Source organism: Falsiroseomonas ponticola, assembly GCF_016805305.1.
GTDB lineage: Bacteria > Pseudomonadota > Alphaproteobacteria > Acetobacterales > Acetobacteraceae > Falsiroseomonas > Falsiroseomonas ponticola.
Genome location: NZ_JAERQN010000003.1, coordinates 195,809 through 221,512, shown reverse-complemented (window position 1 = coordinate 221,512; position 25,704 = coordinate 195,809). Strand labels below are relative to the sequence as shown.

General features: G+C 71.8%; 29 protein-coding genes. 15 read left to right on the top strand and 14 right to left on the bottom strand.

All coding sequences use genetic code 11. From position 1 onward, the window contains the following. Positions 1-49 precede the first annotated feature (49 nt). The 4 genes from JJI54_RS11590 to JJI54_RS11575 form a co-directional block, all read right to left on the bottom strand. Positions 50-1,150: an ABC transporter ATP-binding protein gene (locus JJI54_RS11590; RefSeq protein ID WP_203073144.1), complete on the bottom strand. Its 1,101-nt coding sequence runs from the start codon at positions 1,148-1,150 to the stop codon at positions 50-52. A 7-nt stretch (positions 1,151-1,157) separates the two neighbouring features. Then, a complete protein-coding gene (locus JJI54_RS11585; RefSeq protein ID WP_203073143.1) occupies positions 1,158-2,054 on the bottom strand; it encodes a carbohydrate ABC transporter permease in 897 nt (298 codons plus the stop codon). Between the two features lies 1 nt (position 2,055). After that, positions 2,056-2,985, bottom strand: a complete 930-nt coding sequence (locus JJI54_RS11580; RefSeq protein ID WP_203073142.1) for a carbohydrate ABC transporter permease — start codon at positions 2,983-2,985, stop codon at positions 2,056-2,058. A 76-nt stretch (positions 2,986-3,061) separates the two neighbouring features. Beyond that, on the bottom strand, positions 3,062-4,423 hold the full coding sequence (locus tag JJI54_RS11575; protein WP_203073141.1) for an ABC transporter substrate-binding protein: 1,362 nt from the start codon (positions 4,421-4,423) through the stop codon (positions 3,062-3,064). 196 nt (positions 4,424-4,619) lie between these two features. Here JJI54_RS11575 and JJI54_RS11570 point away from each other — a divergent pair, with 196 nt between their 5' ends. Continuing rightward, positions 4,620-6,176: a YsnF/AvaK domain-containing protein gene (locus tag JJI54_RS11570; RefSeq protein WP_203073140.1), complete on the top strand. Its 1,557-nt coding sequence runs from the start codon at positions 4,620-4,622 to the stop codon at positions 6,174-6,176. A 6-nt stretch (positions 6,177-6,182) separates the two neighbouring features. Here the strand turns inward: JJI54_RS11570 and JJI54_RS11565 are convergent, their stop codons facing one another. Beyond that, positions 6,183-7,076: a helix-turn-helix transcriptional regulator gene (locus JJI54_RS11565; protein WP_203073139.1), complete on the bottom strand. Its 894-nt coding sequence runs from the start codon at positions 7,074-7,076 to the stop codon at positions 6,183-6,185. Positions 7,077-7,168: 92 nt separating this feature from the next. Here JJI54_RS11565 and JJI54_RS11560 point away from each other — a divergent pair, with 92 nt between their 5' ends. The 9 genes from JJI54_RS11560 (at position 7,169) to JJI54_RS11520 (ending at position 15,628) form a co-directional block, all read left to right on the top strand. Further along, positions 7,169-7,873 carry an ABC transporter permease gene (locus tag JJI54_RS11560; RefSeq protein ID WP_203073138.1) on the top strand — a complete coding sequence of 235 codons (705 nt, stop codon included), beginning with the start codon at positions 7,169-7,171 and terminating at the stop codon, positions 7,871-7,873. Further along, complete coding sequence (locus JJI54_RS11555) at positions 7,870-8,565, top strand: ATP-binding cassette domain-containing protein (RefSeq protein WP_203073137.1); 696 nt, start codon at positions 7,870-7,872, stop codon at positions 8,563-8,565. Before JJI54_RS11560 ends, JJI54_RS11555 begins: the two co-directional genes overlap by 4 nt. An 11-nt stretch (positions 8,566-8,576) precedes the next feature. Further along, positions 8,577-9,407 carry a substrate-binding domain-containing protein gene (locus tag JJI54_RS11550; RefSeq protein WP_203073136.1) on the top strand — a complete coding sequence of 277 codons (831 nt, stop codon included), beginning with the start codon at positions 8,577-8,579 and terminating at the stop codon, positions 9,405-9,407. Between the two features lie 161 nt (positions 9,408-9,568). After that, positions 9,569-10,603 carry an ABC transporter substrate-binding protein gene (locus JJI54_RS11545; RefSeq protein ID WP_203073135.1) on the top strand — a complete coding sequence of 345 codons (1,035 nt, stop codon included), beginning with the start codon at positions 9,569-9,571 and terminating at the stop codon, positions 10,601-10,603. 30 nt (positions 10,604-10,633) lie between these two features. Continuing rightward, positions 10,634-11,629 carry a FecCD family ABC transporter permease gene (locus tag JJI54_RS11540; RefSeq protein WP_203073134.1) on the top strand — a complete coding sequence of 332 codons (996 nt, stop codon included), beginning with the start codon at positions 10,634-10,636 and terminating at the stop codon, positions 11,627-11,629. Continuing rightward, entirely contained in the window at positions 11,626-12,405 is a 780-nt protein-coding gene (locus JJI54_RS11535) for an ABC transporter ATP-binding protein (RefSeq protein ID WP_226381673.1), read from the top strand. Before JJI54_RS11540 ends, JJI54_RS11535 begins: the two co-directional genes overlap by 4 nt. A gap of 93 nt (positions 12,406-12,498) precedes the next feature. Then, positions 12,499-13,629: an NAD(P)/FAD-dependent oxidoreductase gene (locus JJI54_RS11530; RefSeq protein ID WP_404817619.1), complete on the top strand. Its 1,131-nt coding sequence runs from the start codon at positions 12,499-12,501 to the stop codon at positions 13,627-13,629. Then, positions 13,629-14,609, top strand: coding sequence for a threonine ammonia-lyase (locus JJI54_RS11525; protein ID WP_203073133.1), 981 nt, complete (start codon positions 13,629-13,631; stop codon positions 14,607-14,609). Before JJI54_RS11530 ends, JJI54_RS11525 begins: the two co-directional genes overlap by 1 nt. A 47-nt stretch (positions 14,610-14,656) precedes the next feature. Continuing rightward, complete coding sequence (locus tag JJI54_RS11520) at positions 14,657-15,628, top strand: Bug family tripartite tricarboxylate transporter substrate binding protein (protein WP_203073132.1); 972 nt, start codon at positions 14,657-14,659, stop codon at positions 15,626-15,628. A gap of 72 nt (positions 15,629-15,700) precedes the next feature. Here the strand turns inward: JJI54_RS11520 and JJI54_RS11515 are convergent, their stop codons facing one another. Together JJI54_RS11515 and JJI54_RS11510 are read right to left on the bottom strand one after the other, a co-directional pair. Next, complete coding sequence (locus tag JJI54_RS11515; RefSeq protein ID WP_203073131.1) at positions 15,701-16,894, bottom strand: FAD-dependent oxidoreductase; 1,194 nt, start codon at positions 16,892-16,894, stop codon at positions 15,701-15,703. A gap of 5 nt (positions 16,895-16,899) precedes the next feature. Then, complete coding sequence (locus JJI54_RS11510) at positions 16,900-17,643, bottom strand: maleate cis-trans isomerase family protein (protein WP_203073130.1); 744 nt, start codon at positions 17,641-17,643, stop codon at positions 16,900-16,902. 122 nt (positions 17,644-17,765) lie between these two features. Here JJI54_RS11510 and JJI54_RS11505 point away from each other — a divergent pair, with 122 nt between their 5' ends. Further along, a complete protein-coding gene (locus tag JJI54_RS11505) occupies positions 17,766-18,425 on the top strand; it encodes a glutathione S-transferase family protein (RefSeq protein WP_203073129.1) in 660 nt (219 codons plus the stop codon). Positions 18,426-18,429: 4 nt separating this feature from the next. On the opposite strand, the gene JJI54_RS11500 is transcribed toward JJI54_RS11505, so the two are convergent. The 4 genes from JJI54_RS11500 to aceA all read right to left on the bottom strand — a co-directional run bounded on the left by JJI54_RS11500 (position 18,430) and on the right by aceA (position 20,936). Continuing rightward, positions 18,430-18,579 carry a hypothetical protein gene (locus JJI54_RS11500; RefSeq protein ID WP_203073128.1) on the bottom strand — a complete coding sequence of 50 codons (150 nt, stop codon included), beginning with the start codon at positions 18,577-18,579 and terminating at the stop codon, positions 18,430-18,432. A gap of 100 nt (positions 18,580-18,679) precedes the next feature. After that, entirely contained in the window at positions 18,680-19,240 is a 561-nt protein-coding gene (locus tag JJI54_RS11495; RefSeq protein ID WP_203073127.1) for a cytochrome b, read from the bottom strand. A gap of 132 nt (positions 19,241-19,372) precedes the next feature. Next, the gene (locus JJI54_RS11490) at positions 19,373-19,612 is read right to left on the bottom strand and encodes a hypothetical protein (protein ID WP_203073126.1); all 240 of its coding nucleotides are present in this window, start codon (positions 19,610-19,612) and stop codon (positions 19,373-19,375) included. Positions 19,613-19,628: 16 nt separating this feature from the next. Then, positions 19,629-20,936 (bottom strand): isocitrate lyase, encoded by a 1,308-nt coding sequence (gene aceA, locus JJI54_RS11485; protein ID WP_203073125.1) that lies wholly within the window; start codon positions 20,934-20,936, stop codon positions 19,629-19,631. A 156-nt stretch (positions 20,937-21,092) separates the two neighbouring features. Here aceA and JJI54_RS11480 point away from each other — a divergent pair, with 156 nt between their 5' ends. From JJI54_RS11480 to motA, 3 genes are read left to right on the top strand one after another with little or no spacing between them, the layout of a single operon-like run. Then, complete coding sequence (locus JJI54_RS11480; protein WP_203073124.1) at positions 21,093-22,502, top strand: helix-turn-helix domain-containing protein; 1,410 nt, start codon at positions 21,093-21,095, stop codon at positions 22,500-22,502. Between the two features lie 49 nt (positions 22,503-22,551). After that, the gene (locus JJI54_RS11475) at positions 22,552-23,592 is read left to right on the top strand and encodes a flagellar motor protein MotB (protein WP_203073123.1); all 1,041 of its coding nucleotides are present in this window, start codon (positions 22,552-22,554) and stop codon (positions 23,590-23,592) included. After that, positions 23,589-24,455: a flagellar motor stator protein MotA gene (gene motA, locus JJI54_RS11470; protein WP_203073122.1), complete on the top strand. Its 867-nt coding sequence runs from the start codon at positions 23,589-23,591 to the stop codon at positions 24,453-24,455. The genes JJI54_RS11475 and motA overlap by 4 nt, the downstream gene beginning before the upstream one ends. Here the strand turns inward: motA and JJI54_RS11465 are convergent, their stop codons facing one another. From JJI54_RS11465 to JJI54_RS11455, 3 genes are read right to left on the bottom strand one after another with little or no spacing between them, the layout of a single operon-like run. Further along, positions 24,456-24,668 carry a DUF2283 domain-containing protein gene (locus tag JJI54_RS11465; RefSeq protein WP_203073121.1) on the bottom strand — a complete coding sequence of 71 codons (213 nt, stop codon included), beginning with the start codon at positions 24,666-24,668 and terminating at the stop codon, positions 24,456-24,458. Next, complete coding sequence (locus tag JJI54_RS11460) at positions 24,665-24,907, bottom strand: DUF4258 domain-containing protein (RefSeq protein ID WP_203073120.1); 243 nt, start codon at positions 24,905-24,907, stop codon at positions 24,665-24,667. The genes JJI54_RS11465 and JJI54_RS11460 overlap by 4 nt, the downstream gene beginning before the upstream one ends. Further along, positions 24,904-25,164, bottom strand: coding sequence for a DUF6522 family protein (locus tag JJI54_RS11455; RefSeq protein WP_203073119.1), 261 nt, complete (start codon positions 25,162-25,164; stop codon positions 24,904-24,906). Before JJI54_RS11455 ends, JJI54_RS11460 begins: the two co-directional genes overlap by 4 nt. Before the next feature lie 69 nt (positions 25,165-25,233). On the opposite strand from JJI54_RS11455, the gene JJI54_RS11450 reads away from it, so the two are divergent. Further along, positions 25,234-25,701: a PaaI family thioesterase gene (locus JJI54_RS11450; protein ID WP_164696822.1), complete on the top strand. Its 468-nt coding sequence runs from the start codon at positions 25,234-25,236 to the stop codon at positions 25,699-25,701. The last annotated feature ends 3 nt before the right edge of the window (positions 25,702-25,704 follow it).

The window sequence follows — 25,704 nt, the reverse complement described above, 5'->3', positions numbered from 1 at the left end:
GCCTCCCCTCACCCAACCCTCTCCCCTCTGGGGAGAGGGCTTTTCGAATCTAGAGGACCTTCCCGCTCTCGGGATCGATCAGGTGCATGTGGTTGAGGTCGGCGGCGAATTGCATGGGGCGGCCGGGTTCCGCCGGGGTCGTCGGGTCGATGCGGCAGCAGACCTCGGCGCCTTGCAGCCAGAGATGCACCAGCGTCTCCATGCCCATGGGCTCGATCACCTCGGGCGTCAGTTCGAACACCGCGATGTTGTCGCGGTCGAGGTTCTTCACCTCCGTCAGGTGTTCCGGGCGGATGCCGAACAGCACCTCACGCCCCGCGGCGGCCTGGTAGCGGGCGGTGCGGGATTCGGGGACGGGGACGGTGATGCCGTTGGGGAGTTGCACGCGCAGCGCGCCGGATCCGTTCTCGACGCGCGCGGGGATGAAGTTCATGGCGGGGCTGCCGATGAAGCCGGCGACGAAGCGCGTCTTCGGGTGGTGGTAGAGTTCCTGCGGGGGGCCCACCTGCTCGATGATGCCGTGGTTCATGACGACGACGCGGTCCGCCAGCGTCATCGCCTCCACCTGGTCGTGGGTGACGTAGACGGTGGTGGTCTTGACGGTCTGGTGGACCTTCTTGATCTCGGTCCGCATCTGCACGCGCAGCTTGGCGTCGAGGTTGGAGAGCGGTTCGTCGAAGAGGAAGACCTTCGGGTCGCGCACGATGGCGCGGCCCATGGCGACGCGCTGGCGCTGGCCGCCGGACAGCGCCTTCGGCTTGCGGTCCAAGAGCGGCGTGATGTCGAGGATGCGGGCCGCATTCTCCACCCGGCGCTTGATCTCCTCCTTCGGGAATTTCCGGAGCGTCAGGCCGAAGGCCATGTTCTCGTAGACCGACATATGCGGGTAGAGCGCGTAGTTCTGGAACACCATGGCGATGTCGCGGTCGCGCGGCGGGATGTCGTTGACGACGGTGCCGCCGATGGCGATCTCCCCGCCCGTGATCTCCTCCAGCCCCGCGATCATGCGGAGTGTGGTGGACTTCCCGCAGCCGGACGGGCCGACCAGGACCACGAATTCATGGTCGGCGATCTCCAGGTCGATGCCCTTCACCGCCTGCACGCCGCCTTCATAGGCCTTCACGACCTTGCGGATGGAAACCTGTGCCATCTGGTTCTCAGCCCTTTGTCGCGCCGGCGGTCAGGCCGGCGATGTAGTAATCCATCAGGAACGCATAGACGATCACCGGCGGCAGCGCCGCCAGCAAGGCCCCGGCCATGATCTGCCCCCAGGCGAAGGTGTCCGCGCGGACGAGCTGGGAGACGACGCCGATGGTCAGCGGCATCTCATCCGGCGTGGTCACGAAGGCGGTGGGATAGACGAAGGCGGCCCAGCTGACGGTGAAGGCGAAGATCGTCGCCGCGATGATCCCGGGCATGGCCACGGGGATGAAGATCTTCAGCAGCATCTGCGACCAGCTCGCGCCATCGATCAGCGCGGCCTCGTCCAGCTCCTTCGGGATGGAGGCGAAGTAGCCGATCATGATCCAGGTGCAGAAGGGCACCGTGAGTGTCGGATAGACCACCACCAGGCCCCAGGAGGAGTTGAGCAGCCCGAGCCCGCCCACGATCTGGTAGAGCGGGATGAAGAGCAGCGTCTCCGGGATCAGGTAGGTCAGGAAGACGCCGGTCGCCAGCGCCTGGCTGCCCCAGAAGCGCATGCGCGCCAGCGCGAAGGCGGCGAGCGTGCTGATGACCATGGTGATCAGCACCACCATCACGGTGATCTTGGCGCTGTTCCAGAAGAAGGTGAGGAAGGTCGGGTTGGTCAGGATCGCCGTGTAGTTCTCCAGCGTCGGGTTGCGCACCAGCCAGGGATTGCCCTGGAGATTGGCGACCTCCGCGCTCGTCTTCAGGCTGGTGATGAACATGTAGACGGGCGGCGCCAGGAAGATGATGGCGGCGAAGATCAGGGAGATATAGGCGGTCCAGAGCGCCCAGCGGCGCTCCGACGAAAGGCTGCCCGCCTTGTGGTAGATGCCGGGCAGGTCGCGGGTGGCACCGGTCGCGCTCATCTCACGATTCCTCCTTGTTCCGGCGGGTCACGCCGCGCAGCACGAAGAAGGCGAAGATCGCCAGCAGCGGGAACATGAAGAGCGAGACGGCGGCGCCGCGCGGCACGTTGCCGGACAGGATGCCGACCTGGAAGGCATAGGTCGCGAAGACATGCGTCAGGTCCCGCGGCCCGCCATTCGTCAGGACCCGGACGATGTCGTAATTGGCGAAGGTGACGATCAGGCTGAACAGCACGGTGATGCTGATGATGTTGCGCATCATGGGCAGCGTCACGTAGCGCAGGCGCTGGAAGCCGGTGGCGCCATCGATGGCGGCCGCTTCGTACAGCTGCTCCGGCACCGATTTCAGCGCGGCCAGATACATGATCATGAAGAAGGGCGCGCCGTACCAGACATTCACGATGATGACGGAGGTGCGCGCCCACCAGGGCTCGCCCAGCCAGGGGACCGAGGGCACGGCGAAGACGTTCAGCAGGTAGTTGATGGAGGAATAGCTGGGGTCGAACATCCACCACCAGCCGAGCGTGGAGAGCGCCGGCGGGATGACCCAGGGCACGAGGAGCATGCCGCGCCACTTGCGCTGCCCCTTGGCCGGGATGTCGTGCAGCATATGCGCCAGCCAGAAGCCGATCAGCGCCTTCAGGAAGACGGCGGAGATGGCGAAGATGCAGCTCTGCGCGATCACCATCCAGAAGGTGTCGGTATCCAGCAGCACCGCGAACTGCTCCAGCCCGATGAAGGCGGTCATCCGCCGGTTCAGGGTGGAGAGGTACATGGCATAGGCCGCGGGATAGGCGACCAGCCCGCCGATCACCGCGATCAGCGGCAGCGTCATCAGGAAGGCGATGGTGGAACGCCGTCGCGTGAAGCGCTGGAGGGAGGAGACCCCCTCGCTGCGTCCCGCGGTGATGGCGGTGCCGCTGGCCGACATGCGGATGCTCCCCTGTCACGCGATGGATGCGGAAAGGGCGGGAAGCCTTGCGGCCCCCGCCCCCGTCCCGTTCGGCTCAGCCGCGCGCGAAGTTGCGCAGCTCGCGCTCCGCCCAGGTCAGGGCCTGGTCGATCGTCTCGCCGCCCTGCGCGACGCGGGCCACCAGCTTGGTGTTGATCGCCTGGTTGTAGGCCTGCACGGCGATTTCCGCCGGCGCCGGGGCGAAGGCGATGGACTGCTGCGCCTGGTGGTGCGGCTTCAGCGGGTAGTTGTACACCACGCCCGTGGGCGGGCCTTCGGTGCGCCAGATGTCGAAGTTGGACATGCTGCCGAAGGGCGGGATGTCGTAGCCGCTGCTGGTGGTGGTCTGCCGGTCCGCGCTGGTGCGGTCGGAGAGGAATTCCAGCAGGCCCTTGGCCGCCGTCTTGTTCCGGCTGAAGGACCAGATGCCCCAGAAATAGGGCAGGTACGGCGTGAAGCGGCCCGCGGGGCCCGCCGGCATCGGGAAGGTCCAGCACTTCTCCGCCACCGCCGGCGCATCGCGCTTCGCCACCGCCCAGGTGGAGGGCGGGTTGAAGATCAGGGCGGAGCGGCCGGAGATCAGCGCGCGGTTGTTGCTGGCATCGTCCCAGGCCCAGACATCGTTGGGCAGGAAGCGGGCCAGGCGCACCAGGTATTCCAGGCCCTGGCGCACGCCGGGGTCGCGGCGCACCGTGACCTGGCCGTTCTCATCGATGAACTTGGCGTTGTGGCTGCGGAAGAAGGCGCCGACCCAGTCCACCGCATCGGTGAAGCTGCCCATGGGCAGGCCGAAGCTGAAGCCGGCGGCGTGGCACTTCTCCGCCGCCGTCAGGAAGGTGGCCCAGTTCCACTGGTCCACGCCGGGGCCGGTGCGGTCCTCCGCCGGGTACATGGCGCGGACATCGAGGCCCGCATGCTGCTGCAGCAGGTCGAAGCGCGCGAGGGAGGGCTTGTGCTGCGAGCCGGAAACGGCGGGGATGGCGCGCCAGGCGCCTTCGCGCTTCGCGAGGTATTCCGCCGTCGGGTTGATCGGGCCGTACTTGCCGATCAGGCGCTGGACGATGTCGTCCACCGGTTCCAGCAGGCGGGCATGGGCCGATGGCTCCCAGGTCGGGAAGCTCAGGATGTCATGCCCGCTGCGGGCCTGCGCCTGGGCGGCGATGGTCAGCAGGTTCTGGTTGCCGACGGAGGTGATGAAATCCACCTGCACGTCCACGCGGTTGTTGCGGCCCCATTCGGCGCAAAGCTCGCGCATGATGCCGTTGCCCGCCGGGACCCAGTGGTCCCAGAAGCCGCAGCGCAAGGTGGTGGTTGCCTGCGCATGCACCGCCGGGGCGGTGAGTGCCGTGCCGCCCGCGATCGCGGCCACGCCTGCACCGGCGCGCAGCATGTCGCGCCGGGTCATCCCCTGGTCCATCCGTTCCTCCTGCCCTGATGCGGCCGTTATCCCGGCCTGCATGGTTGCGGCGTGAAGGTTACGCATCGCCCGGCGGAAGCCGCAAGCCCGCTTGGCTGCCGCTCACCACGGGATGTTCCGCGCCCGGGGCGGGAACGGGGCGGTGGCGGGTCCGTTGAGGAGATCCCGGGCCGCGACGCCGGGCCAGGGAGGATGGATGGACGATCCCGCGCACAAGGCCGGCCCGGCGTTGCCGCAGAACGGGGACGCCATGCGCCTGCCCTTGCTGGCGGAGGTGCCGCGCCTGCGCCGCCGCCGCCGCGTCACCGCCCTTCTGCGCGTCGCCGTCACCACCACGGCGGAGGCGCAGGAGATCGCCTGGCAGCGCCTGGTGCGGGAGGCGGCGGTGGAGCGCGTGCCGATCGACCGCGAGGTGGCATCCCCGCCGCCGACGCGGCGCGAGGGCGATGTCCTCGTCATCCCCGTCGTGGAGGAACGCGTGACCGTCACGCGCCGCCTGGTGGTGACGGAGGAGCTGCGCATCCGGCTGCGGGAGCGGCAGGAGGCGGAGAGCGTGTCGCTGACGCTGCGCCGGCAGGCGGCGCGGGTGGAACGCCTGCCCCCGCCGGTGCCGGATGACGCCACCAACGACCACAACACGGGAGAGACCCTCATGGATCGCACCATCACCGCCATGTTCGACAGCCGCGCCGAGGCCGACCAGGCCGCGGGGCAGCTGCGCCAGCTGGGCGCGCAGAACGTCCAGGTCCGCGCCGCGTCAGGCAGCGCCACCTCTGGCCCTTCGACAGAGGAGGATCGCGGCATCCTGGCCGCCATCGCCGACCTCTTCGTGCCGGATGACGATCGCCGCACCTATGGGGAGGGGCTGCGCCGCGGCCATGTGGTGGTCTCGGCGGAGGTGGCGGAAGGGCTGCTCGACCGCGCGATGGACATGCTGGAGGCCGGCGGCGCCGTCGATCTCGACACGCGGGAGGAGGAGTGGCGCGGCGCGGGCTGGCTCGGCGGATCGGCGGCGGGTGCGGGTGCTTCAGGCGGCTCCGCCGCGGGTTCCTCAAGCGGCTCCGCCGCGGGTTCTTCAAGCGGCTCCGCCGCGGGCGGCACCAGCCTGAGCGGCACGACGCCGCTGAGCGGCGGCCTGGCGGCGCAGGCCGATACCTCGGGCGCGGCGGCGGATCCGCGGCGGCGCGGCGCCAATCTCGGCTCCGCCGGGGCGGGCATGGAGGCCGGGGAAGGCCCCGGGATGGGTGCGGGCATGGGTGCGGGCATGGGCAGCACCACCGGCACGCCGGCCAGCGCCGGCGCCATGGCGCGCACGGACCAGGATGGCGCGACCGCCCTGCCCGGCGGCGCGGAGGAGGAGCGGGTGAAGCTGGCGGAGGAGCGGCTGCGCGTCGGCAAGCGGGAGGCCCATGCCGGCCGCGTGCGCGTGCGCAGCTACGTCGTCGAGACCCCGGTGGAGGAACAGGTTCGGCTGCGCGAGGAGCGCGTGCATGTCGAGCAGCGGCCGCTGGACCGCCCGGCCACGGCGGAAGAGGCAGGCTTGTTCCAGGACCGCACCATCGAGGCCGAGGAGAGCGTCGAGGAGGCCGTGGTCGGCAAGGAGGTGCGCGTGACCGGCGAGGTGGTGGTGAGCAAGGACGCGACCGAGCACACCGAGACCATCCGCGACACGGTGCGCCGGACGGAGGTGGATGTGGACCAGGACAGCGCGGCGAATGACCCGCGGCGCCGCCCCGGCCGCGGCGCCGCGTAGCGCGGCCTACAGCGCGAAGCCGACGCTGCCGGTGGCGCCGATGTCATAGCCGCCGAGGCGCGCGGCGCGGTCCCGGAAGGCCGCGCCGCGGGCGAACTCCATCAGGCGCTGCAGCGGCGGGTCGAACCAGTCCCGCGGGCGCGCCACCAGGTCGAAGCGTTCGCGCACCAGCGGCACGAAGTGCAGGCCGCGCAGCATCGCCTCCGCCCGGATGCCGAAGCCGGCGGCGGCGCGGCCTTCCGCCACCGCGGCGGCGACCTCGTCCTCGGTCGCGGAGGGGGCGGGGAGGAAGCGCAGCGCATCGAGGCGCAGCCCGGCCTCGCTGAGCAGATGCACCAGCAGCAGGTGGCTGCCGGCGCGGGCCTGGCGGCCGGCGACGGTGATGCCGGGGCGCGCGAGGTCCGCGATGGTGGAGAGGTTCTGCGGGTTGCCGGCGGGCAGGATCAGCCCCTGTTCGCGCCAGGCCCAGACCAGGCCGATGACGGAATCGCCCGGCACCTCCGCCCGCGTCGCGGTTTCGTTGAAGCCGCCGGTATCGGGGTCCGGCACATGCACCGCCGCGGCGCAGGCCTGGCGGGCGGCCAGCGCCACCAGCCCGTCCAGGCTGCCGCCCGCCCGCAGGGCGAGGCCGCAGCCGGATTGCCGCACCGCCCAATCCAGCAGCGGGTCATGGCTGCCGGCCAGGATGGGGGGCGGCGCCAGGCGATGGTCCGGTGCCTCCGCCTGGCGGGTGAGCCAGAGGGAGAGGGCGGTGCGGGGGAAGAGCCACTTCCCGCCCAGCTGGGCCGCGGGCAGGCGGCGCTGGCGGGCGAGGTCGTAGAGCGCACGCTCCGACAGGCGCAGCCAGGCGGCGGCTTCCTTCAGCGTCATGATGTCGGGCGGGGTGGCGCGGGCGGGCATCGGCAGAATCCGGCAGGCATAGGCAGATGGTGCCGCGGCACCGTAGCGATGCGTGATGGACGCCGCCAGATGCCGGCCCTACCTGGGGCCGCATGCAGGATATCGGATCCGCCTTCACGCTCGCCCTCGGGCTGATCCTGTCGGGGGATGACGGGCTGGCGCGGATCGTGGGGCTGTCGCTGCGCGTCTCGCTGACGGCGGTGGCGATCGCGGCGCTGGTGGGGCTGCCGCTGGGCGCGCTGCTGGCGGTGGCGCGCTTCCCCGGGCGGCGGGCGCTGGTGGTGGCGCTGAACGCGCTGATGGGGCTGCCGCCGGTGGTGGCGGGGCTGCTGATCTACCTGGCGCTGTCCCGCAGCGGGCCCTTCGGGTCCTTCGGCCTGCTGTTCACGCCGGCGGCGATGGTGATCGCGCAGGCGGTGCTGATCGCGCCCATCCTGGCGGCGCTGAGCCGGCAGGTGCTGGAGGCGCTGTGGGAGGAATATGCCGAGCAGCTGCGGAGCTTCGGCGCCGGGGGGTGGCGCGCCGTGCCGACGCTGCTGTGGGACGGGCGCTTCCTGCTGCTGACCGTGCTGCTGGCGGGCTTCGGGCGGGCGAGCGCCGAGGTCGGCGCCGTCATGGTGGTGGGCGGCAACATCGAGGGCTTCACGCGGGTGATGACGACCGCGATCGCGCTCGAGACCTCCAAGGGCGACCTGCCGCTGGCGCTGGCGCTGGGCGTGGTGCTGATGGCCATCGTGCTGGGCGTGAACGCGCTGGCGCAGGGGCTGCGGGAGCTGGCGGCGAGGCGCGGCGCATGATCCTGCCGATGGTGGCGGAGGGGCTGCGCTTCGCGGCCGGGGATGTCGGCATCATCCACGGCATCGACCTGACCCTGCGCGCGGGCGGGCCGACGCTGGTGGTGGGGCCGAATGGCGCGGGCAAATCCGTGCTGCTGCGGCTGCTGCACGGGCTGCTGCGGCCGACCGGCGGGGCGGTGCGCTGGGCGCTGCCGGAGGAGGCGGCGCGGCGACGCCAGGCGATGGTGTTCCAGCGGCCGGTGATGCTGCGGCGATCGGTGCTGGCCAATGCGGAATATCCGCTGCGGCTCGCGGGGCTGGATCCCGGCCGCGCCATGGCGGCGCTGGAACGGGTGGGGCTGGCGGCGCTGGCGGCGCGGCCGGCGCGCAGGCTTTCGGGCGGGGAGCAGCAGCGCCTGGCGCTGGCGCGGGCCTGGGCGATGGGGCCGGCGGTGCTGTTCCTGGACGAGCCGACGGCGAGCCTCGACCCCGCGGCGACGCGGCAGGTGGAGGCGATCATCGCCGCCATCGCGGGCCAGGGGACGAAGGTGGTGATGACGACGCATGACCTCGGCCAGGCCAGGCGGCTGGCGGAGGAGGTGGTGCTGCTGGTCGCGGGCCGGGTGAACGCGGTGGGCCGCGCGCCGGATTTCTTCGAGCGGCCGCCGAGCGCGGAGGCCGCGGCCTTCCTGCGTGGGGATCTGCTGTGGTGAGGAGACGGGGGATGCCGGTGTTCCGGAGGCTGTTGCTGGGAATGGGGCTGGGCGTGGCCATCGCGCTGCCGGCGGCGGCGCAGGCGCCCTCCATCACGGTGTCCTCCACCACATCGACGGAGCAGTCCGGGCTGTTCGGGCACATCCTGCCGATCTTCACCCAGGCGACGGGCATCGGCGTGCGCGTGGTGGCGCTGGGCACCGGGCAGGCGCTGGATGTGGGGCGGCGCGGCGATGCGGATGTGGTCCTCGTGCATGACCGGGAGGCCGAGGAGCGCTTCGTGGCGGAGGGCTTCGGCGGGCCGCGCCGGGCGGTGATGTTCAACGACTTCGTCATCCTGGGCCCCGCCAGTGACCCCGCCCGCGTGAATGGCCTGCGGGATTCGGTGGAGGCGCTGCGCCGCATCGCGGGGAGCCGTTCGGTCTTCATCAGTCGCGGCGACCGCAGCGGCACCCATGCGGCGGAGCTGCGGCTGTGGCAGCAGGCGGGGATCGACCCCGCCAGCGGGCGCGGCGCCTGGTACCGGGAGGTGGGCCAGGGCATGGGGCCGGCGCTGAACACCGCCGCCGCGCAGAACGCCTATGTGCTGGCCGATCGCGGCACCTGGCTCGCCTTCCGCAACCGGCAGGCGCTGCGGGTGCTGGCGGAGGGGGATGAGCGGCTGTTCAACCAGTATGGCGTCATGCTGGTGAACCCCCGGCGCCATCCGCATGTGAAGGCGGAGGCCGGGCAGCGCTTCATCGACTGGCTGGTCTCCCCGGCCGGGCAGGCGGCGATCGCGGGCTACAGGATCAACGGGGAGCCGCTGTTCTTCCCGAATGCCGGCCAGCCGGGGGCGTGACAAGGGGCCGGCCTGGCGCTGCCGGTGGCGGGCTGGCCGTGCTAGGAAACGGCACGGCCGCGAACCGGGCCGGGCTGTTCCATCCTCACGCCGTCGGGGCGGGCGGTGGGGGCCCGGCGCGGGTTCGGGGCGCCGACCCTGTCGCGGGAGCCCCTGCCCTGATGACCCATCGCCGCGCGCTGCTGGCCGCCCCCTTCCTGCTGGCCGCAAGGCCCGTGGCGGCGCGGGAGGTGGCGGATGCGACCGGGCGGCGGGTGCAGCTGCCGGCGCGGGTGGCGCGGGTCTTCCCGGCGGGGCCTCCGGCGGCGATCCTGGTCTATACCCTGGCGCCGGACCTGCTGGCGGGCTGGCCGGGCCGGCCGCCGCGCCCGCATGAGGCCGCCTTCATGGACCCCGCCGCGGCGGCGCTGCCGGAGGTGGGCCGGCTGACCGGGCGGGACAACACGGCGAACCTGGAGGCCGTGCTGGCGGCGCGGCCGGACCTGGTGCTGGACTACGGATCGGTGGCGCCGGTCTTCGCCCAACTGGCGGAACGCGTGCAGGCGCAGACCGGCCTGCCCACCCTGCTGCTGGACGGGTCGCTGGCGAAGATCCCCGAGACCTACGAGATGCTGGGCGTGATGCTGGACCGGCGGCCGGAAGCCGCGCAGCGGGCGGCGGCGGCCAGCCGGATCATCGCCGAGGCGCGGGATGCGAGCGCGCTGCTGGCGCAGCGGGGCCGGCCGCGCGTGTTCTACGCCCGCGGCCCCCGCGGCACGGAGACGGCGCTGCGCGGGTCCATCAACGCGGAGGTCATCGAATTCGCCGGCGCCGAGAATGTCGCGGTGGGGCCGCCCGGGGCGCGGGGCCTGGCGCAGGTCAGCGTGGAGCAGGTGCTGGCCTGGGATCCGGACTACGTCATGTCCCTCGACCCGGCCTTCATCGCCATGGCGCGGCAGGACCCGCTGTGGCGGAGCCTGCGGGCGGTGCGGCAGGGGCGGCTGGTGCAGGTGCCGAACACGCCTTTCGGCTGGGTGGATTTCCCGCCCGGGGTGAACCGGCTGCTGGGGCTGGCGTGGCTGCCCATCCTGTTCGGCCTGGCGCCGCCGGCCGGGCTGGAGGATCGCGTCGCGGCGTTTCACCAGCTGTTCTACCACCGGGACCCGGACCGGGCGCTGCTGCGGGGGCTGCTGGCGCCGGCGATGGGGCGGGGATGAGGGGGTGGGACGCCTCGTGACGGTGGCGGCGTGAGAGCCGGCCTCGCCTGGACCGTGGCGCTCGCCGCCCTGGTCGCTGCCGTGCTCGGCGCGCTGTCGGTCGGGCGCTTCCCGATCTCGGTGGGGGAGTTCTGGCTGCTGGTCACGGGGCGGGGCGAGGCGGTGAATCCCGCGGCCGCCGCGGTGTTCTGGAACATCCGCGGGCCGCGCGTGCTCTCCGCCATGCTGGTGGGCGCGGCGCTGGCCGGGGCGGGGGCGGCGTTCCAGGCGATGTTCCGCAACCCGCTGGCCTCGCCGGATCTGCTGGGCGTCTCGGCGGGGGCGTCGCTCGGCGCCGTCGCGGGCATCTTCCTCGGGCTGCCGATCGCGGGGGTGCAGGGGGCGGCCTTCGCGGGGGGGATCGCGGCGGTGGCGGGCGTCGGCGCGCTGGCGCGGGCGGTGCGGGACGAGGGCGGCGACCCGCTGCTGGTGCTGGTGCTGGCCGGCGTCGCGCTCGGCGCGCTGGTGGGGGCCGTGATTTCGCTGCTCAAGGTCTTCGCCGATCCCTACAACCAGTTGCCGGCCATCACCTTCTGGCTGCTCGGCACGCTGTCCGGCGTGAACCGGGGGGATCTGCTGGCGGCGGCGCCCCCTGCCCTGCTGGGGCTTCTCGTGCTGGTCCTGCTGCGCTGGCGGATCAACCTGCTGACGCTGGGGGAGGACGAGGCGCGGGCGCTCGGCGTGCCCACCGCGCGGCTGCGCGCGGCGGCCATCGCGGGGGCGACGCTGGCGACCGCGGCCGTCACGGCGCTGGCCGGGGCGGTGGGCTGGATCGGGCTGGTGGTGCCGCATGCGGCGCGGCTGCTGGGCGGGCCGGAGACGGCGCGGCTGATCCCGCTTTCCATGCTGCTCGGCGCGGCCTTCCTGCTGGGCGTCGATACGCTGGCGCGCGGCGCGGGGCGGACGGAGGTGCCGCTCGGCATCCTGACCGCCGCGCTGGGCACGCCGCTGTTCCTGTACCTGCTGGCGCGGCGGCGGGCGGCATGAGCCTGCTGGAATGCGAGGGGCTGTCCATCGGGCATGGGGCGCGCGTGGTGGCGCAGGGGATCGGCTTCGCGCTGGAGGCCGGGACGGTGACGGTGCTGCTCGGCCCGAATGGCGGGGGGAAGACGACGCTGCTGCGGACGCTGCTCGGCCTGATCCCGCCGCTGGCGGGGCGGGTGCTGGTGGCGGGCGAGGATCTGCGCGGGATGGCGCGGCAGGCGGTGGCGCGGAAGATCGCCTATGTGCCGCAGGCCGCGCCGGGGGGCTTCGCCTATCGCGTGCTGGATGTCGTCGCCATGGGGCGGGCGGCGCATCTGCCCTTCTTCGCGCAGCCCGGGGCGCGGGATTTCGCGGCGGCGCGGGCGGCGCTGGCGCGGCTCGGCATGGAGGGCTTCGCGGAGCGGCGGGTGACGGAGCTGTCGGGGGGCGAGCGGCAGAAGGTGCTGATCGCCCGCGCGCTGGCGCAGGAAGCCGCGGTGGTGGTGATGGATGAGCCGGCGGCGAGCCTCGATTTCGGCAACCAAGCGCTGCTGCTGCGGGAGGCTCGACGCCTGGCGGCGGAGGGCCATGCCGTGCTGATGACGACGCATCATCCCGACCATGCCTTCCTGGTCGCGGACCGGGTGGCGCTGCTGCATGGCGGCGTGCTGGAGGGCCCGGGGGCGCCGGCCGCGATGGTGACGGCGGAGCGGCTGGCCGCCATCTATGGCGTGCCCGCCGTGATCGGGGAGCTGGGCGGCCGCATGGTCTGCGCGCCTCTGCTCGGCGGCCCCGATTGACGACGGTCCAGGCCCGTCTCGGGCCTGGTGGATAGGGTGTGGGGAAGGCAAAGCCTTCCCCACGGTTGACCGCACGCCCCGACGCGCCGAACCATGCGCCGCATGGACATCCTCGATTTCGACGTCGTCATCATCGGGGCCGGCATGGCCGGCGCCACCGCCGCCGCGCATTGCGCCTGGCGCGGGCTCAAGGTCGCGTTGCTGGAGGCGGAGGAGAGTGCGGGCTATCACAGCACCGGCCGTTCCGCTGCGCTCTGGATCCTCAACTACGGCCCGCCCGATGTGCGGCGCCTGTCGGGCGCCTCGCGTGCCTTCTTCGAGAAGCCGCCCGAGGGCTTCGCGCCCGGCCCGCTGATCAGCACGCGCCCGGTGGTGAACCTCGCGCCGCCCGACCAGGTGGCGCATCTGCGGCAGATGATCGCGGAGGGGGCGGAGATCGAGGAGATCGACGTCGCGGAGGTGGCGGCGATGGTGCCCGCGCTGCGGCCCGGCTATGCGGCGATGGCGAGCATCGAGCGCGATGCCTTCGACATCGATGTCGCTTCCCTGCACAGCGGCTTCCTCAAATCGGCGCGTGCGGCGGGCGGCGTTCTGGCGCTGCGGCATCGCGCGGGGCGCATCTGGCATGAAGGCGGGCGCTGGCATGCGCAGGCGAGCGATGGCGCGGTGCATCGGGCGAAGGTCCTGGTGAATGCGGCCGGCGCCTGGGGGGATGAGGTGGCGGCGATCGCGGGCGTGGCGCGCATCGGGCTGCAGCCGAAGCGGCGCACGGCGCTGATCATCGATCCCGGCGACCATGATTGCCGGGGCTGGCCGCTGCTCGGCGATGCCGACCACAGCTGGTATGCGCGGCCGGAGGCGCGGCGGAAGCTCATGGTCTCCCCGGCCGATGAGACGGACATGGACCCGCATGACGTGCAGCCCGATGAGATCGACGTGGCGATCGCGGTGGACCGGATGCAGCAGGCGCTCGACATTCCGGTGAACCGGGTGGAGCATCGCTGGGCGGGGCTGCGGAGCTTCACGCCGGACCGGAGCCTGGCGATCGGGTTCGAGCGTTCGGCGCCGGGCTTCCTCTGGCTCGTCGGCCAGGGCGGCTATGGCATCCAGACGGCGCCGGCCGCGGGGCGGCTGGTGGCGGGCATCATCGCCGGCGATGTGGAAGCCGATGTGGCGCCGGTGGCGGCGCTGGCGGATCCGGACCGGTTCAGGAGGAACGCGTGATGAGTGGATCCCTGCCGACGCCCCAGGATGTGCGCGATGCCGCCGCGCGGATCGCGCCGCATATCGTGCGCACGCCGATGCTGCGGCACCGCCTGCTGGACCAGATGACGGGCGGCACCATCCTGGTGAAGCCGGAGGTCCTGCAGCGCACCGGCAGCTTCAAGCTGCGCGGCGCGACCAACGCCGCGATGCGCCTGCCGGAAGCGGCGCGCGGTGCGGGGGTCGTCACCCATTCCTCCGGCAATCACGGCCAGGCGGTGGCCTGTGCCTCCGCCATGCTCGGCATGCCCGCGCTGATCGCCATGCCGATGGATGCGCCGGCGATCAAGGTGGAGAGCACCAGGCGCTGGGGCGCGGAGGTGACCTTCTTCGACCGCAGGACGACGGATCGGGAGACGCTGGCGAGCCGCCTGGCGGCGGAGCGTGGCGGCACGGTGCTGCCGCCCTTCGACCATCCGGACGTCATCGCCGGCCAGGGCACGCTGGCGCTGGAACTCTTCGAGGATGCGAAGGCGGCGGGCCTCACGCTGGATGGCCTGGCGGTCTGCACGGGTGGCGGCGGGCTGATCGCGGGCTGCGCGCTGGCGGCGGAGGGCGCATCGCCTTCGACGGCCATCTGGGCGGTGGAGCCGGAGGGCTGGGACGACACGAAGCGCAGCCTGGAAGCCGGCGCGCGCATCGCCAATGACGGCCAGGGCGAGACGATCTGCGATGCGCTGCTGTCCATGCGGCCGGGCGAGATCACCTTCGCGGTCAACCAGCCGCGCCTGGCCGGCGCCGTGGTGGTGACGCGGGCGGAAGTCTTCCGCGCCATGCGCTTCGCCTTCGAGCATCTGAAGATCGTCGTGGAGCCCGGCGGCGCCGTGGCGCTGGCCGCGGTGCTGGCGGGCAAGGTCGATGCGCGCGGCAAGGTCGTGGGCGTCGTCATCAGCGGCGGCAATGTCGATCCCGCCGTCTTCGCGGAGGCGCTGGCCGCCTGAACTGGCCCGGGGCGTGCATGATGCCCGGGATATCGCCGGAGAACCCCATGCATCGCCGTGCCCTGCTCGCCGCGCCCGCCATCCTCGCCCTGCCCTGCCCGCTTCGCGCGCAGGCGCCCTGGCCTGAGAGGCCCGTCCGCATCCTGGTGCCCTTCGCGCCGGGCGGGAACACGGACGGCCTGGCGCGGCTTTCCGCCGATCTGCTGCAGGAGGCGCTGCCCGGATCCTCCTTCGTCGTGGAGAATCGCACGGGCGCGGGCGGGCTGCTGGCGGCGGAGGCGCTGGTGCGATCCCCGCCCGATGGGCATGTGCTGATGATGGTGGCGGTCGCCGTGCTGGCGGTGGCGCCCGTCGCGATGGCGCAGCCGCCGCGCTTCGATCCGGTGGCGGATGTCACGCCGATCGTGAACCTCGGCACCAACCCCTTCGTGCTGATGAGCCATCGCAGCGTGGAGGCGACGGACCTGGCCTCCATGATCGCCTGGATGCGGGCGCGCAGCGGGCGCTTCGCCTATGCGTCGGGCGGCGTCGGCAGCTTCCAGCATCTGTCGATGGAACTGCTGCTGCAGCGCATCGGCGTGCAGGCGGAACACGTGCCCTATCGCGGCGGCGCGCCGGCGCTGGCGGACGTGATCGCGGGCAATGCGCCGCTGATGTTCGCGAATCTGTCGGAGGCGGTGCCGCATGCGCAAAGCGGCGCGGTGCGGCTGCACGGCGTCTCCGGCCTGGAGGCCAGCGCGCAGCTGCCGGGCGTGCCGCCCATCGCGAGCCTCGTGCCGGGCTACGAGACCATCACCTGGAACGGGCTGATGGGGCCGAAGGGCATGGCGCCGGCGCTGGCCGCGCGCATCCACGGGCTGATCGCGGGGGCGCTGCAACGGCCGGCGGTACAGGAGAGGATGCAGCGCATCGGCGCGGATCCGCTCGGGGAAGGGCCGGAGGCCTTCGCGGCGCGGCTGCGCGCGGATGTGGCGCGGTGGAACGAGGTGGTGCGGGTGGCGGGGATACGGTTGCAGTAGGCCGGCCCATTCGACGCGGTCCAGGGGCCCGAGGCCCCTGGCGAGGGGGTCGAGGGGGAGCGGCGCTCCCCCTCACGCCACCGCGGCAGCAGCGCGCACGCCTTCGATCATGCTGGTCTTCAACAGATGCGCGCGGGCCTTGGCGGGATCGGCGGCGGTGGCGCGAAGCTCCGCGAGGCGCGCGCCGCGCGCCACGGGGTCCTTCTCCTCCAGGTTCTTCTTGTTCGCGATGGTCATGGCCTGGAGAAAAGCCTCCGCCACATGGCGGCGCTGGCGGGAATAGCGGTCCAGCAGATCATCCGCGCCACCATCCAGCACGGCGGCGATGCGCTGCGCCGCGAGGATGGCGTCATGCACGCCGAAATTCATGCCCATGCCGCCGAGCGGATTGTTGACGTGCGCCGCATCGCCGGCCAGCAGCACGCGACCCTTCCGGAAGGTGGTGGCGACGCGCTGGTGCACGGCGTAGAGGTTGGTGTGCACCACGGGGAAGTCGCCATCCTGCGGGATCAGCGCGCGCACCCGGTCGCGCGCCGCGGCGAAGTCCAGCAGCGCCGCCTCCTCGGCCTCGGGATCGGTCGGGAAGACGATGCGCCACAGGCCCGGCGGCGCCTTGCCCGGCACCTTGAACATCGCGCACCAGGTGACGGGGTCCGAGACATAGGAGGAGATGGCATAGCCCTTCGCGGCCATGTCCTCGGTCGTGGTGACGACGAGGAAGCGCTCGGGATAGGTGAAGCCCTCGAAGCCGATCGCCTGCGACTTGCGCACGATGCTGCGGCCGCCATCGGCGCCGATGACATAGGCGGCGCGATGCGTGGTGCCATCGGTGGTGGCGATGCTGACGCCATCATCGTCCTGCGTGACGTCCGTGACCTCCACGCCCCACACGACCTCCGCATGCGCATGGCGGGCGAGGTGCGAGAGCAGGATGCGGCAGAGCTTGTGCTGTTCGCATTGCAGGCGGAAGGGGAAGGGCGTGACATCCGCGAGAAGGGAGAGGTCGAATTCGGCGACCACACCTTCGGCGCGGCCGCGGAACTGCCAGACCGGCGCGCGGATGCCCTGCGCCAGCAGGTCCGCGGTGACGCCGGATTCCGCATACATCTCCATCGTGGGCGGATGGATGGTGGCGGCGCGGGGGTCCTCGAAAGGCTCGGTGTGGCGTTCCAGCACGCGCACGGCAATTCCGGCGCGCGCCAGGAACAGCGCCGCCGTCAGCCCCGCGGGGCCGGCGCCGGCGATGATGACCTGGGGATCGGCCATCGGTGTCAGTGTTCCTCCAGCACGCGGCCATGGCCGAAGACGCGGTCCTCGATGCCGACCGCGCGCATGGCGTGCCAGGTCAGCACGTTGTTGATGGCGAGCACGGGCTTGCCGAGCCAGCGCTCGCCCTCCGCCGCCACGTCGCCGCTGGCGAGGTTGGTGCCGACGGCGACCAGCGCCTCGACATCCGGGCCATCGAGTTCGCGGAGGCTGTCGCGGATGGTCGCGGGCTGGACATGCGCGATCTCCCGCGGCGAGGGGCATTTCAGGCCCTTGAGGCGCACCACCTCGAACCCCGATTCCGCGAACCAGGCGCGCACCATCTCGTCGCCCCGGGGCTGGTGCGGCGTCAGGATCGCGATGCGCTTCGCACCGAAGGCGCGCAGCGCGGCGGCGGTCGCGGTGGAGCCCATGGAGATGCCAACGCCCGCTTTCTCCGCGAGTTCGGCTTCGAGCTTGGTGGACGCCGCGACGCCGCCCCAGAAGGCCTCCAGCGCCACGCCCATCACCAGGTGGTCGGGGGCGCAGGTCATCACCTGCTCGATCGCCGAACCGAGGCCGTCGCGCATGGCCTGCACATGCTCGAGGAAGGCCTGTTCGGAGGTCAGCGGGCGTTCCTTGATGGAGACGCGGGCGAGGTGGAAGGTGACGCCGCGGGGGCGCAGCTCATCGACCTCCGGCTGCACCGTGGTGTTGGTGGAGGGCACCACGAAGCCGATCCGCTTCCGCCAGCCCAGAGCATCCGCCATGCATCATCCCCTGCGATCGTGTCGCCGGACGCTAGCATCGCCGCCGCGCGGGCCGGAAGCCGGTGCCTTGCGCTTCCCTGGCGCGGCCCTGAAGATCGGGCCGGCTGGCAGGAGGTTTCGGCATGGCGATCACGCTCTATGGCTGCGCGCGGTCGCGCGCTTCCCGCAATCTCTGGCTGCTGGAGGAGATGGGCGTCGAATACCGGCACGTCGCGGTGATCCAGGCCTATCGGCTGGCCGATCCCGATTCGCCGGAGGCACCGCTGCACACGCGGTCCGCGGCGTTCCTGGCCATCAACCCGAACGGGCATATCCCCTCGCTGGATGATGAGGGGCTGCTGCTGCATGAAAGCCTGGCGATCAACCTCTACCTCGCGAAGAGGCATGGCGGGGCGCTGGGCCCGGCTTCCGTCGCGGAGGATGGGCTGATGGGGATGTGGGCGCTGTGGGCGGCGACCGAGATCGAGCCGCACAGCATCGAGATCCTCTACAACATGGCGGCGAAGCCGCCGGCGGAGCGCGATGCGGCGAAGGCGGAAGCGGCGGTGGCGGCGCTGCGGGCGCCCTTCGCGGTGCTGGATACCGCGCTGGCCGCCACGGGCTTCCTGGTGGGCGGGCGATTCACGGTGGCCGACATCAACCTGGCGGAGGTGGTGCGCTACGCCATGCCGGCGCGCAGCCTGTTCGAGGGCGCGCCGCGCGTTGCCGCCTGGCTGGCTTCGTGCCAGGCGCGGCCGGCCTGCCAGCGGATGATGGCGATGCGGGAGAGGGAGCCGGCCTGAACGCTCAGGCGGCCTTGGCGGTCTCCGCGCTATCGGGGGTGGGCTTCTCGGCCTCCGCCGCGGGCGGGGCCGGCGCCGCGGCTTCCGGCGCCTCCGCCGGCAGGGGCCGCGGGTCGCGCCGGGAGACCCGGCCGAACAGGTGATCGCTACGCATCAGGACGCACTCCGAAGGCTCCCGTGATTCGGTGCACGGGTTTCGTCAATTATTCCCTGCGACGGCGCAGGATTGAAGCCCGGGCGCCCCGATTTCTGTTTCACCCCGATGTCGCGGGGGGTGCCGCGGGCGGCGGGCGGCGCGACAGGAAGGGCAGCATGCGCGCCGCCACCTGGTCCCGCCGCACCAGCGCGTGCCACAGCGTCGCGGCCACATGCAGCGCGATGGCGCCGACCATCAGATTGGCCAGGACCTCATGCACCCCCTCCAGCGCCTTGCGCAGGCCGAGGGGCGCGAGCAGGGGCGGCACCTCGAACAGGCCCAGCACCGGGAAGGGCGCGCGGCCGGAGAGCAGGATGGCGAGGCCCGCCAGCGGCACGGCGGCCATCAGCGCGTAGAGCAGGAGGTGCCCGGCGCTGGCCAGGCGGCCCTGCCACCCCGCCTCCGCCATCGGCGCGCCGCCCAGCCAGCGCGCCAGCAGCCGCGGCAGCACCAGGGCCAGCACCGCGAGGCCGACCAGCGCATGGGCGCCCGTGGCGGCGACGCGGTCCGGGCCGCGGGCGAAGTCCTCCATCACCTGGCCGAGCAGCCAGGCCGCGCCGATGGCGGCGGCCATGGTCCAGTGCAGCGCGATGGTCGGGATGGAATAGCGGGTCCGCACGATGGGTTCTCCTTCAGGCGCTGGAGGAGACCATGCGCGTGTCACCGCTTCGCGTCCTTGATGCAACGCAGGGTGACGGCGCGGGGGCATCACGCGGCCGCGATGCCCCCGCGCGGGTCAGGCCTGTGTCAGTCAGGCCTGGGCCATGCGGCCGCGTTCGCCGCAGGCCCAGCCATGGCCATGCACCAGGCCGTCATCGTGGTCGCTGTCCTGCTTCACCGCCATGGCGGCGGCGAGGCCGGGGGCGTGGACGCGGCCGGCATGGCGATCCGGGCGGAGGAATTCGCCGACCGGGGGCGGCGCCTCCCTCGCCCAGTCATGGGAATGGACCAGGCCGTCATCATGGCCGTCGTCGCGAAGATCGTCGTTCATCGTGTCGTCCCCTCGATCAGGCGTGGTGGAACTGCGCGGCCTCGGTCGAGGTCGCGAGCGCGGTGGTGCTGGCGGTGCCGCCGCTGGCGGCGGTGGCGACGGCGTCGAAATAGCCGACGCCCACTTCGCGCTGGTGGCGGATGGCGGTGAAGCCCTCGGCCTCCGCCGCAAACTCCGCCTGCTGGAGTTCGCTGTAGGCGCCCATGCCGCGCTCCGCATAGCCGCGCGCCAGCTTGAACATGGAGAGGTTCAGGCTGTGGAAGCCGGCCAGCGTGACGAACTGGAAGCGGTAGCCCATGGCCGCGATCTCCCGCTGGAAGCGCGCGGCGGCATCGACGCCCATCTTGCGCTGCCAGTTGAAGGAGGGGCTGCAATTGTAGGCCAGCATCTTGCCGGGGAATTCGCGGTGGATCGCCTCCGCGAAGTCGCGCGCATCCTGCAGGTCGGGGTCCGAGGTCTCCCACCACAGCAGGTCGGCATAGGGGGCATAGGCCAGGCCGCGGGCGATGGCGTAGGCCTTGCCCACACCCTTCCGGATGCGGTGGAAGCCTTCCGGCGTGCGCTCCCGCTCGATGAAGGGATGGTCCCGTTCGTCGATGTCGCTGGTCAGCAGCTGCGCGCTTTCGGCATCGGTCCGGCAGAGCAGGACGGTGGGCACGCCTTCCACATCGGCGGCGAGGCGCGCGGCGTTCAGCGTGCGGATGTGCTGGCTGATCGGCACCAGCACCTTGCCGCCGAGATGGCCGCACTTCTTCTCCGATGCCAGCTGGTCCTCGAAATGGACGCCGGCGGCGCCGGCCTCGATCATCGCGCGCATCAGCTCATAGGCGTTGAGCGCGCCGCCGAAGCCGGCTTCCGCATCGGCGATGATGGGGGCCATGTAGTCCGTCGCATCGCCCTTCCCTTCCTGTACCGCGATCTGGTCGCAGCGGCGCAGCGCGTTGTTGATGCGGCGGATCACGGCGGGGACGCTGTCCACGGGATAGAGCGACTGGTCGGGATACATCTGCCCCGCGCTGTTGGCATCCGCCGCCACCTGCCAGCCGGAGAGGTAGATGGCCTTCAGCCCCGCCTTCACCTGCTGCACCGCCTGCATGCCCGTCATGGCGCCGAGGGTGTTCACGAAGGGCTCGTCCCGCAGCAGCTGCCACAGGCGCCGCGCGCCGCGATCGGCGAGCGTGTGCTGCACGCGGAAGCTGCCGGCGAGGCGCGCGACATCGGCGGCGCTGTAGTCGCGGCGGATGCCGTCGAAGCGCCCGGGCTGGGGGGCGCCATGGCCGAAGCCGCCATCGGGCGCGTGGAGGGGGGAGGGGGTGGGACGCATGGTGTGGAACCTTCCGTGTGGCCGCCGCTCTCGTCGCGGCGCCTGTCAATAATTCACCTTGCGCCGGCCGTTTGCAGGGGGAATCCTGGGTGCGCCACGGCAATCACGTGGCCGGCTTCACCGTCCAGGGCCGAAAATCTGTAAAGGATCCACAACATGGCCCGGCCGATGATCGGCCGCACCATCCGGCGGCTGCGGATGGAGAAGGGGCTGACGCAGCAGGCGCTGGCCGTGCGGCTCGGCATCTCCGCCAGCTACCTGAACCTGATCGAGCACGACCAGCGCGCCGTCACCGCCAGCCTGCTGATCAAGCTCGGCGAGACGCTGGCCGTGGACCTCCCTTCCCTCTCCGGCTCGCGCGAACGCCAGATGGAGGCGGGGCTGCGCGAGGTGCTGTCCGACCCGCTGCTGGGGCTGGAGGAGATGCCGGAGGGCGAGATCGCGACGCTGGCCGCCAGCGCGCCGAACGCCGCGCGCGCCATGCTGGCGCTGTACCGCGCCTGGCGCGTGGCGCGGGAGGATGCGTCCGGCATCGCGCTGCCGACGGGGCGGCGGATGCTGCTGCCGACGGAGGAAGCGCGCGACTTCTTCCACGACCGCGCCAACCATTTTCACCAGCTGGAGAGCATTGCCGAACAGATCGGCGGCGAGCTGCGCGCGAGCCCGGCGGAGATGAACCACGCCATCGCGGAACGGCTGCGGCGCACCCATGGGCTGACCGTGCATGTCGGGCCGCTCGGCGCCAGCCTGCGGCGCTACGACCCGGCCTCGCGCAGGCTCGACCTCTCGGAGGCGCTGCCGCGGGAGAGCCGCGGCTTCCAGATGGCCTTTCAACTGATGCTGCTGGAGGCCAGGGACGTCGTCGAATCCGTGGTGGCGCCGGCGGAGCCTTCCAGCCAGGAAGCCGCATCGCTGATCCGGCTGGGGCTGCTGAACTACGCGGCGGCGGCGCTGCTGATGCCCTACACGCCCTTCCTGGAAGCCGCGCAGGAATTGCGGCATGAGGTGGAGGCGCTGGCGGCGCGCTTCGGCGTTTCCTTCGAACAGGCGGGGCATCGGCTTTCCACGCTGCAGCGGCCCGATGCGCGGGGCGTGCCCTTCTTCTTCCTGCGCGTCGATCCCGCCGGGAATGTGGACAAGCGCTTCTCCGCGGCCGGCTTCCCCTTCGCGCGCTTCGGCGGTTCCTGCCCGAAATGGATCGTCCACCAGGCCTTCGCCACGCCGGCGACGACGCGGGTGCAGGTGGCGCAGCTGCCGGATGGCGCCACCTTCCTGACCTTCGCCCGCGCCATCGCCAGCCCCACCACCCATTGGGGCGAACCCGCGCCGGTGCATGTGGTGGCGATGGGCTGCGACATCGGCCGGGCGGCGGAGGTGGTCTATGCCGATGGCATCGACCTCGGCGCCGCCGCCGTCGGCATCGGGCTGTCCTGCCGGCTGTGCGAACGCGCGGAATGCCGCAGTCGCGCCTTCCCGCCGCTGGAACACCGCCTGGCGCTGGACCCCAACGAGGATGGCGCGAGCCCCTGGCGGTTCGAGCCCAACCGCCGCTTAGTGCGCCCTTAACCGGGCACGCCCTATCACGCCGCCGGAACGGGAAGATCCTGGGCGGCGCATGGCCAAAGGCAAGGGTGGCGGCACGATCGTCATCAAGCGGATCGAGGAAGGCGGCCACGGGCACCATGGCGGTGCCTGGAAGGTCGCCTATGCCGATTTCGTCACGGCGATGATGGCCTTCTTCCTGCTGATGTGGCTGCTGAACGCGACGACCGAGGAGCAGCGCCGAGGCATCGCCGACTATTTCGCGCCGACCAACGTGATGGGCGCGGCGCAGACCGGGTCCGGCCAGCCCTTCGGCGGCCGCACGCCGCATGAAAGCGCGCCGATGGCGCAGAATGCCGGCGCCGTCACGGTGCAGCGCGGCCGCATCCCCGTGCTGTCCGACGTGGACCTGGAGGATGAGTCGGAACAGGTGGCGCGGCCGACGCCGATGCGCGAAGGCCCCGATGGCGAGGATGAGGACGCGACGCCCCGCCGCGTGCGCCAGGCCCGCGCCGATGCGGAAACCGGCGACGCCGATCCGCGCCGGCTGGGCGAAGGGACGGAAAGCGACGCGCGGGCGCTGAGCGACGCCGCGCTGCGCGCGGAAGCGGCGCGGCGGGAGCGCGAGGCCTTCGAGCGCGCGGCGGAGGAGATCCGCCAGATGGTGGCGCAGGACCCGGCGCTGGCGGAGCTCGGCCGGCAGCTGCTGGTGGAACAGACGCCGCAGGGCCTGCGCATCCAGCTGGTGGATGCGGAACGCTCGCCGATGTTCGCGCTCGGCGGCGCCGCGCCCAATGACCGCGCGCGGGTGCTGCTGGCGCGCGTCGCGCAGGTGGCGAACCGGCTGCCCAACCCGATCGCCATCGCGGGCCATACCGATGCGACCCCCTTCCGCGGCGGCACCGAACGGTCCAACTGGGACCTTTCCGCCGACCGCGCCAATGTCACGCGGCGGCTGCTGACCGAATCCGGGCTGCCGGAGGCGCGCATCCGCAGCGTGACGGGCAATGCGGAGCGCGACCTGCTGATGCCGGACAATCCGAACGCGCCGGCGAACCGGCGCGTCTCCATCACGCTGCTGCGGCAGAACGAACCGGTGATCGTGACCCAATGACGACGATCGGCGGCCTTGTCTTCCTGCTGGTGATGGTGTTCGGCGGCTACACCATCGCCGGCGGCAAGTTCGGCATCATCATGAAGGCCCTGCCCTTCGAGATGATGATGATCGGCGGCGCCGCGATCGGCGCGCTGGTCATGGGCAACAGCATGCATGGCGTGAAGCACACGCTGGGCGGCTTCGGGAAGATCATCAAGGGCGAACGCTTCCACAAGCACGACTATGTGGACCTGCTGTCCATGCTCTACTGGTTCGTGCGGCTGGCGCAGCAGAAGGGCGCCATGGCGCTGGAGCCGCATATCGAGAAGCCGGCGGAAAGCCCGGCCTTCCAGAAATTCCCGAAGATCATGGCCGACAAGGTCGCCGTGACGATGATCTGCGACTACCTCCGCATGGTGGGCATGAACGCCGACGATCCGCACCAGATCGAGGACATCATGTCGAAGGAGCTGAAGAAGATCCGGGAGGAGGAGCTGCACGTCGCGCATGTCTTCCAGAACACGGCGGATGCGCTGCCCGCTCTCGGCATCGTCGCCGCCGTGCTGGGCGTCATCAAGACCATGGCGTCGATCGACAGCCCGCCCTCGGTGCTGGGCGGCATGATCGGCGGCGCGCTGGTGGGCACCTTCCTCGGCATCCTGCTGGCCTATGGCGTGATGGGGCCGATGGCGACGCGGCTGAACGGCGTGATCTCGGAGGATTGCATGTTCTACGAGGTGATCCGCGCCGTGCTGGTGGCGCATCTGCACGGCAACGCGCCGCAGGTGGCGGTGGAGGCCGGGCGCAAGACGGCGCCGAGCCATTCGATGCCGAGCTTCCAGGAGCTGGAGGAAGCGCTGCAGAACCTGCAGATCGCGTAGCTATTCGGCCGCGGCGCGGGGTTCCGTGGACGGCAGCGCGCCCTGGCCGCGGGTGCGGACGTGCAGGACCTCGACGCCCACCACATCGCCCTTCGCGTCGAAGTCGATCATCACGCCGGGCGCGACCTCCTCCGTCGCCTCGATCGAGACAGTGTCGGGTGCAAAGCGGGCGTAGAAGGCATCCGCCTCGGGGTCGTAGCTGGTGCGCATCATCGGCTGGCTCCTCGATCGAGATGGGCCGTCACCACCAGGATATCACTACCCCGCACGCGATGGACAACCTTCAGCACGCGTCCGCCCGCCGCGTCGATGGCGCGGAAGGCGTGTAACAGCGTGGGGTCGGAAGGGTCCGGCGATGTGCGGTCAGGCTCGGTGATCGTCGCTTCGATCCAGGCCAGCGGAATACCCCGCTCGCGCAGGCGTCGCTCGGCATGAATGCTGAGGCGGATCATGCCCCTGGCTCCGCCCCGATCACGCGCCCCGTCGCGGCCTCTACCACCAGGCGGCGTTCGGTGCCGCGGCGGCGGAGCGTGAGGCGGAGCGTGCCGGCATCCCCGCCCTCGCCGCGTTCCACCACGGAATAGACGATGCCGGCGCGGAGGTCGGCCAGGAAGGCGGGCAGCGCCACGCCGAGCAGCGCGGCGGCCTGGCCGGCCGACAGCACCGCATCGCCCGCCGCATCGATTTCGACCCTGTCCGGCACCTGCATGTGGGCGATCCTCCGTGCCGCAGCATGGCACGGCTTGACCCCGGGCGCGCGGGGCGGCACGGGGGGCGCATGAACGCACAGACCCCCTCCCCCGCCGCCCTCGACCTCGATGAGAAGGGCGCGCCCTATCACGACCTGCTGGGGCTCCGGCTGGAGCATTGGGCCGATGGCCATGCGCGGCTGGTCTGCGAGGCCGGCGACCAGCACCGCAACCGGTCGGGCATCATCCATGGCGGGCTGGTGCTGTCGATGATCGACCAGGCGGCGGGCTATTCGGGGCTGTGGTGCAGCGTGCCGGGCAATGTCCGCAAGGCCGTGACGCTCGACCTCGACTGCAAGTTCACCGGCCAGGTGAAGGGCGGGCGGCTGGTGGCGGAGGCGAAGGTCGCGACGCGCGGCCGCAACATCTTCTTCGTGCGGACCGAGGTCTTCGACGCGGAGGGCAAGCTGGTGGCCTTCGGCTCCTCCACCCATCGCTGGCGGGCGGGCAGCGAGACGCATGAGGGCCAGCCGGCCAACGCGCCCGACCGGGGCTGAAGG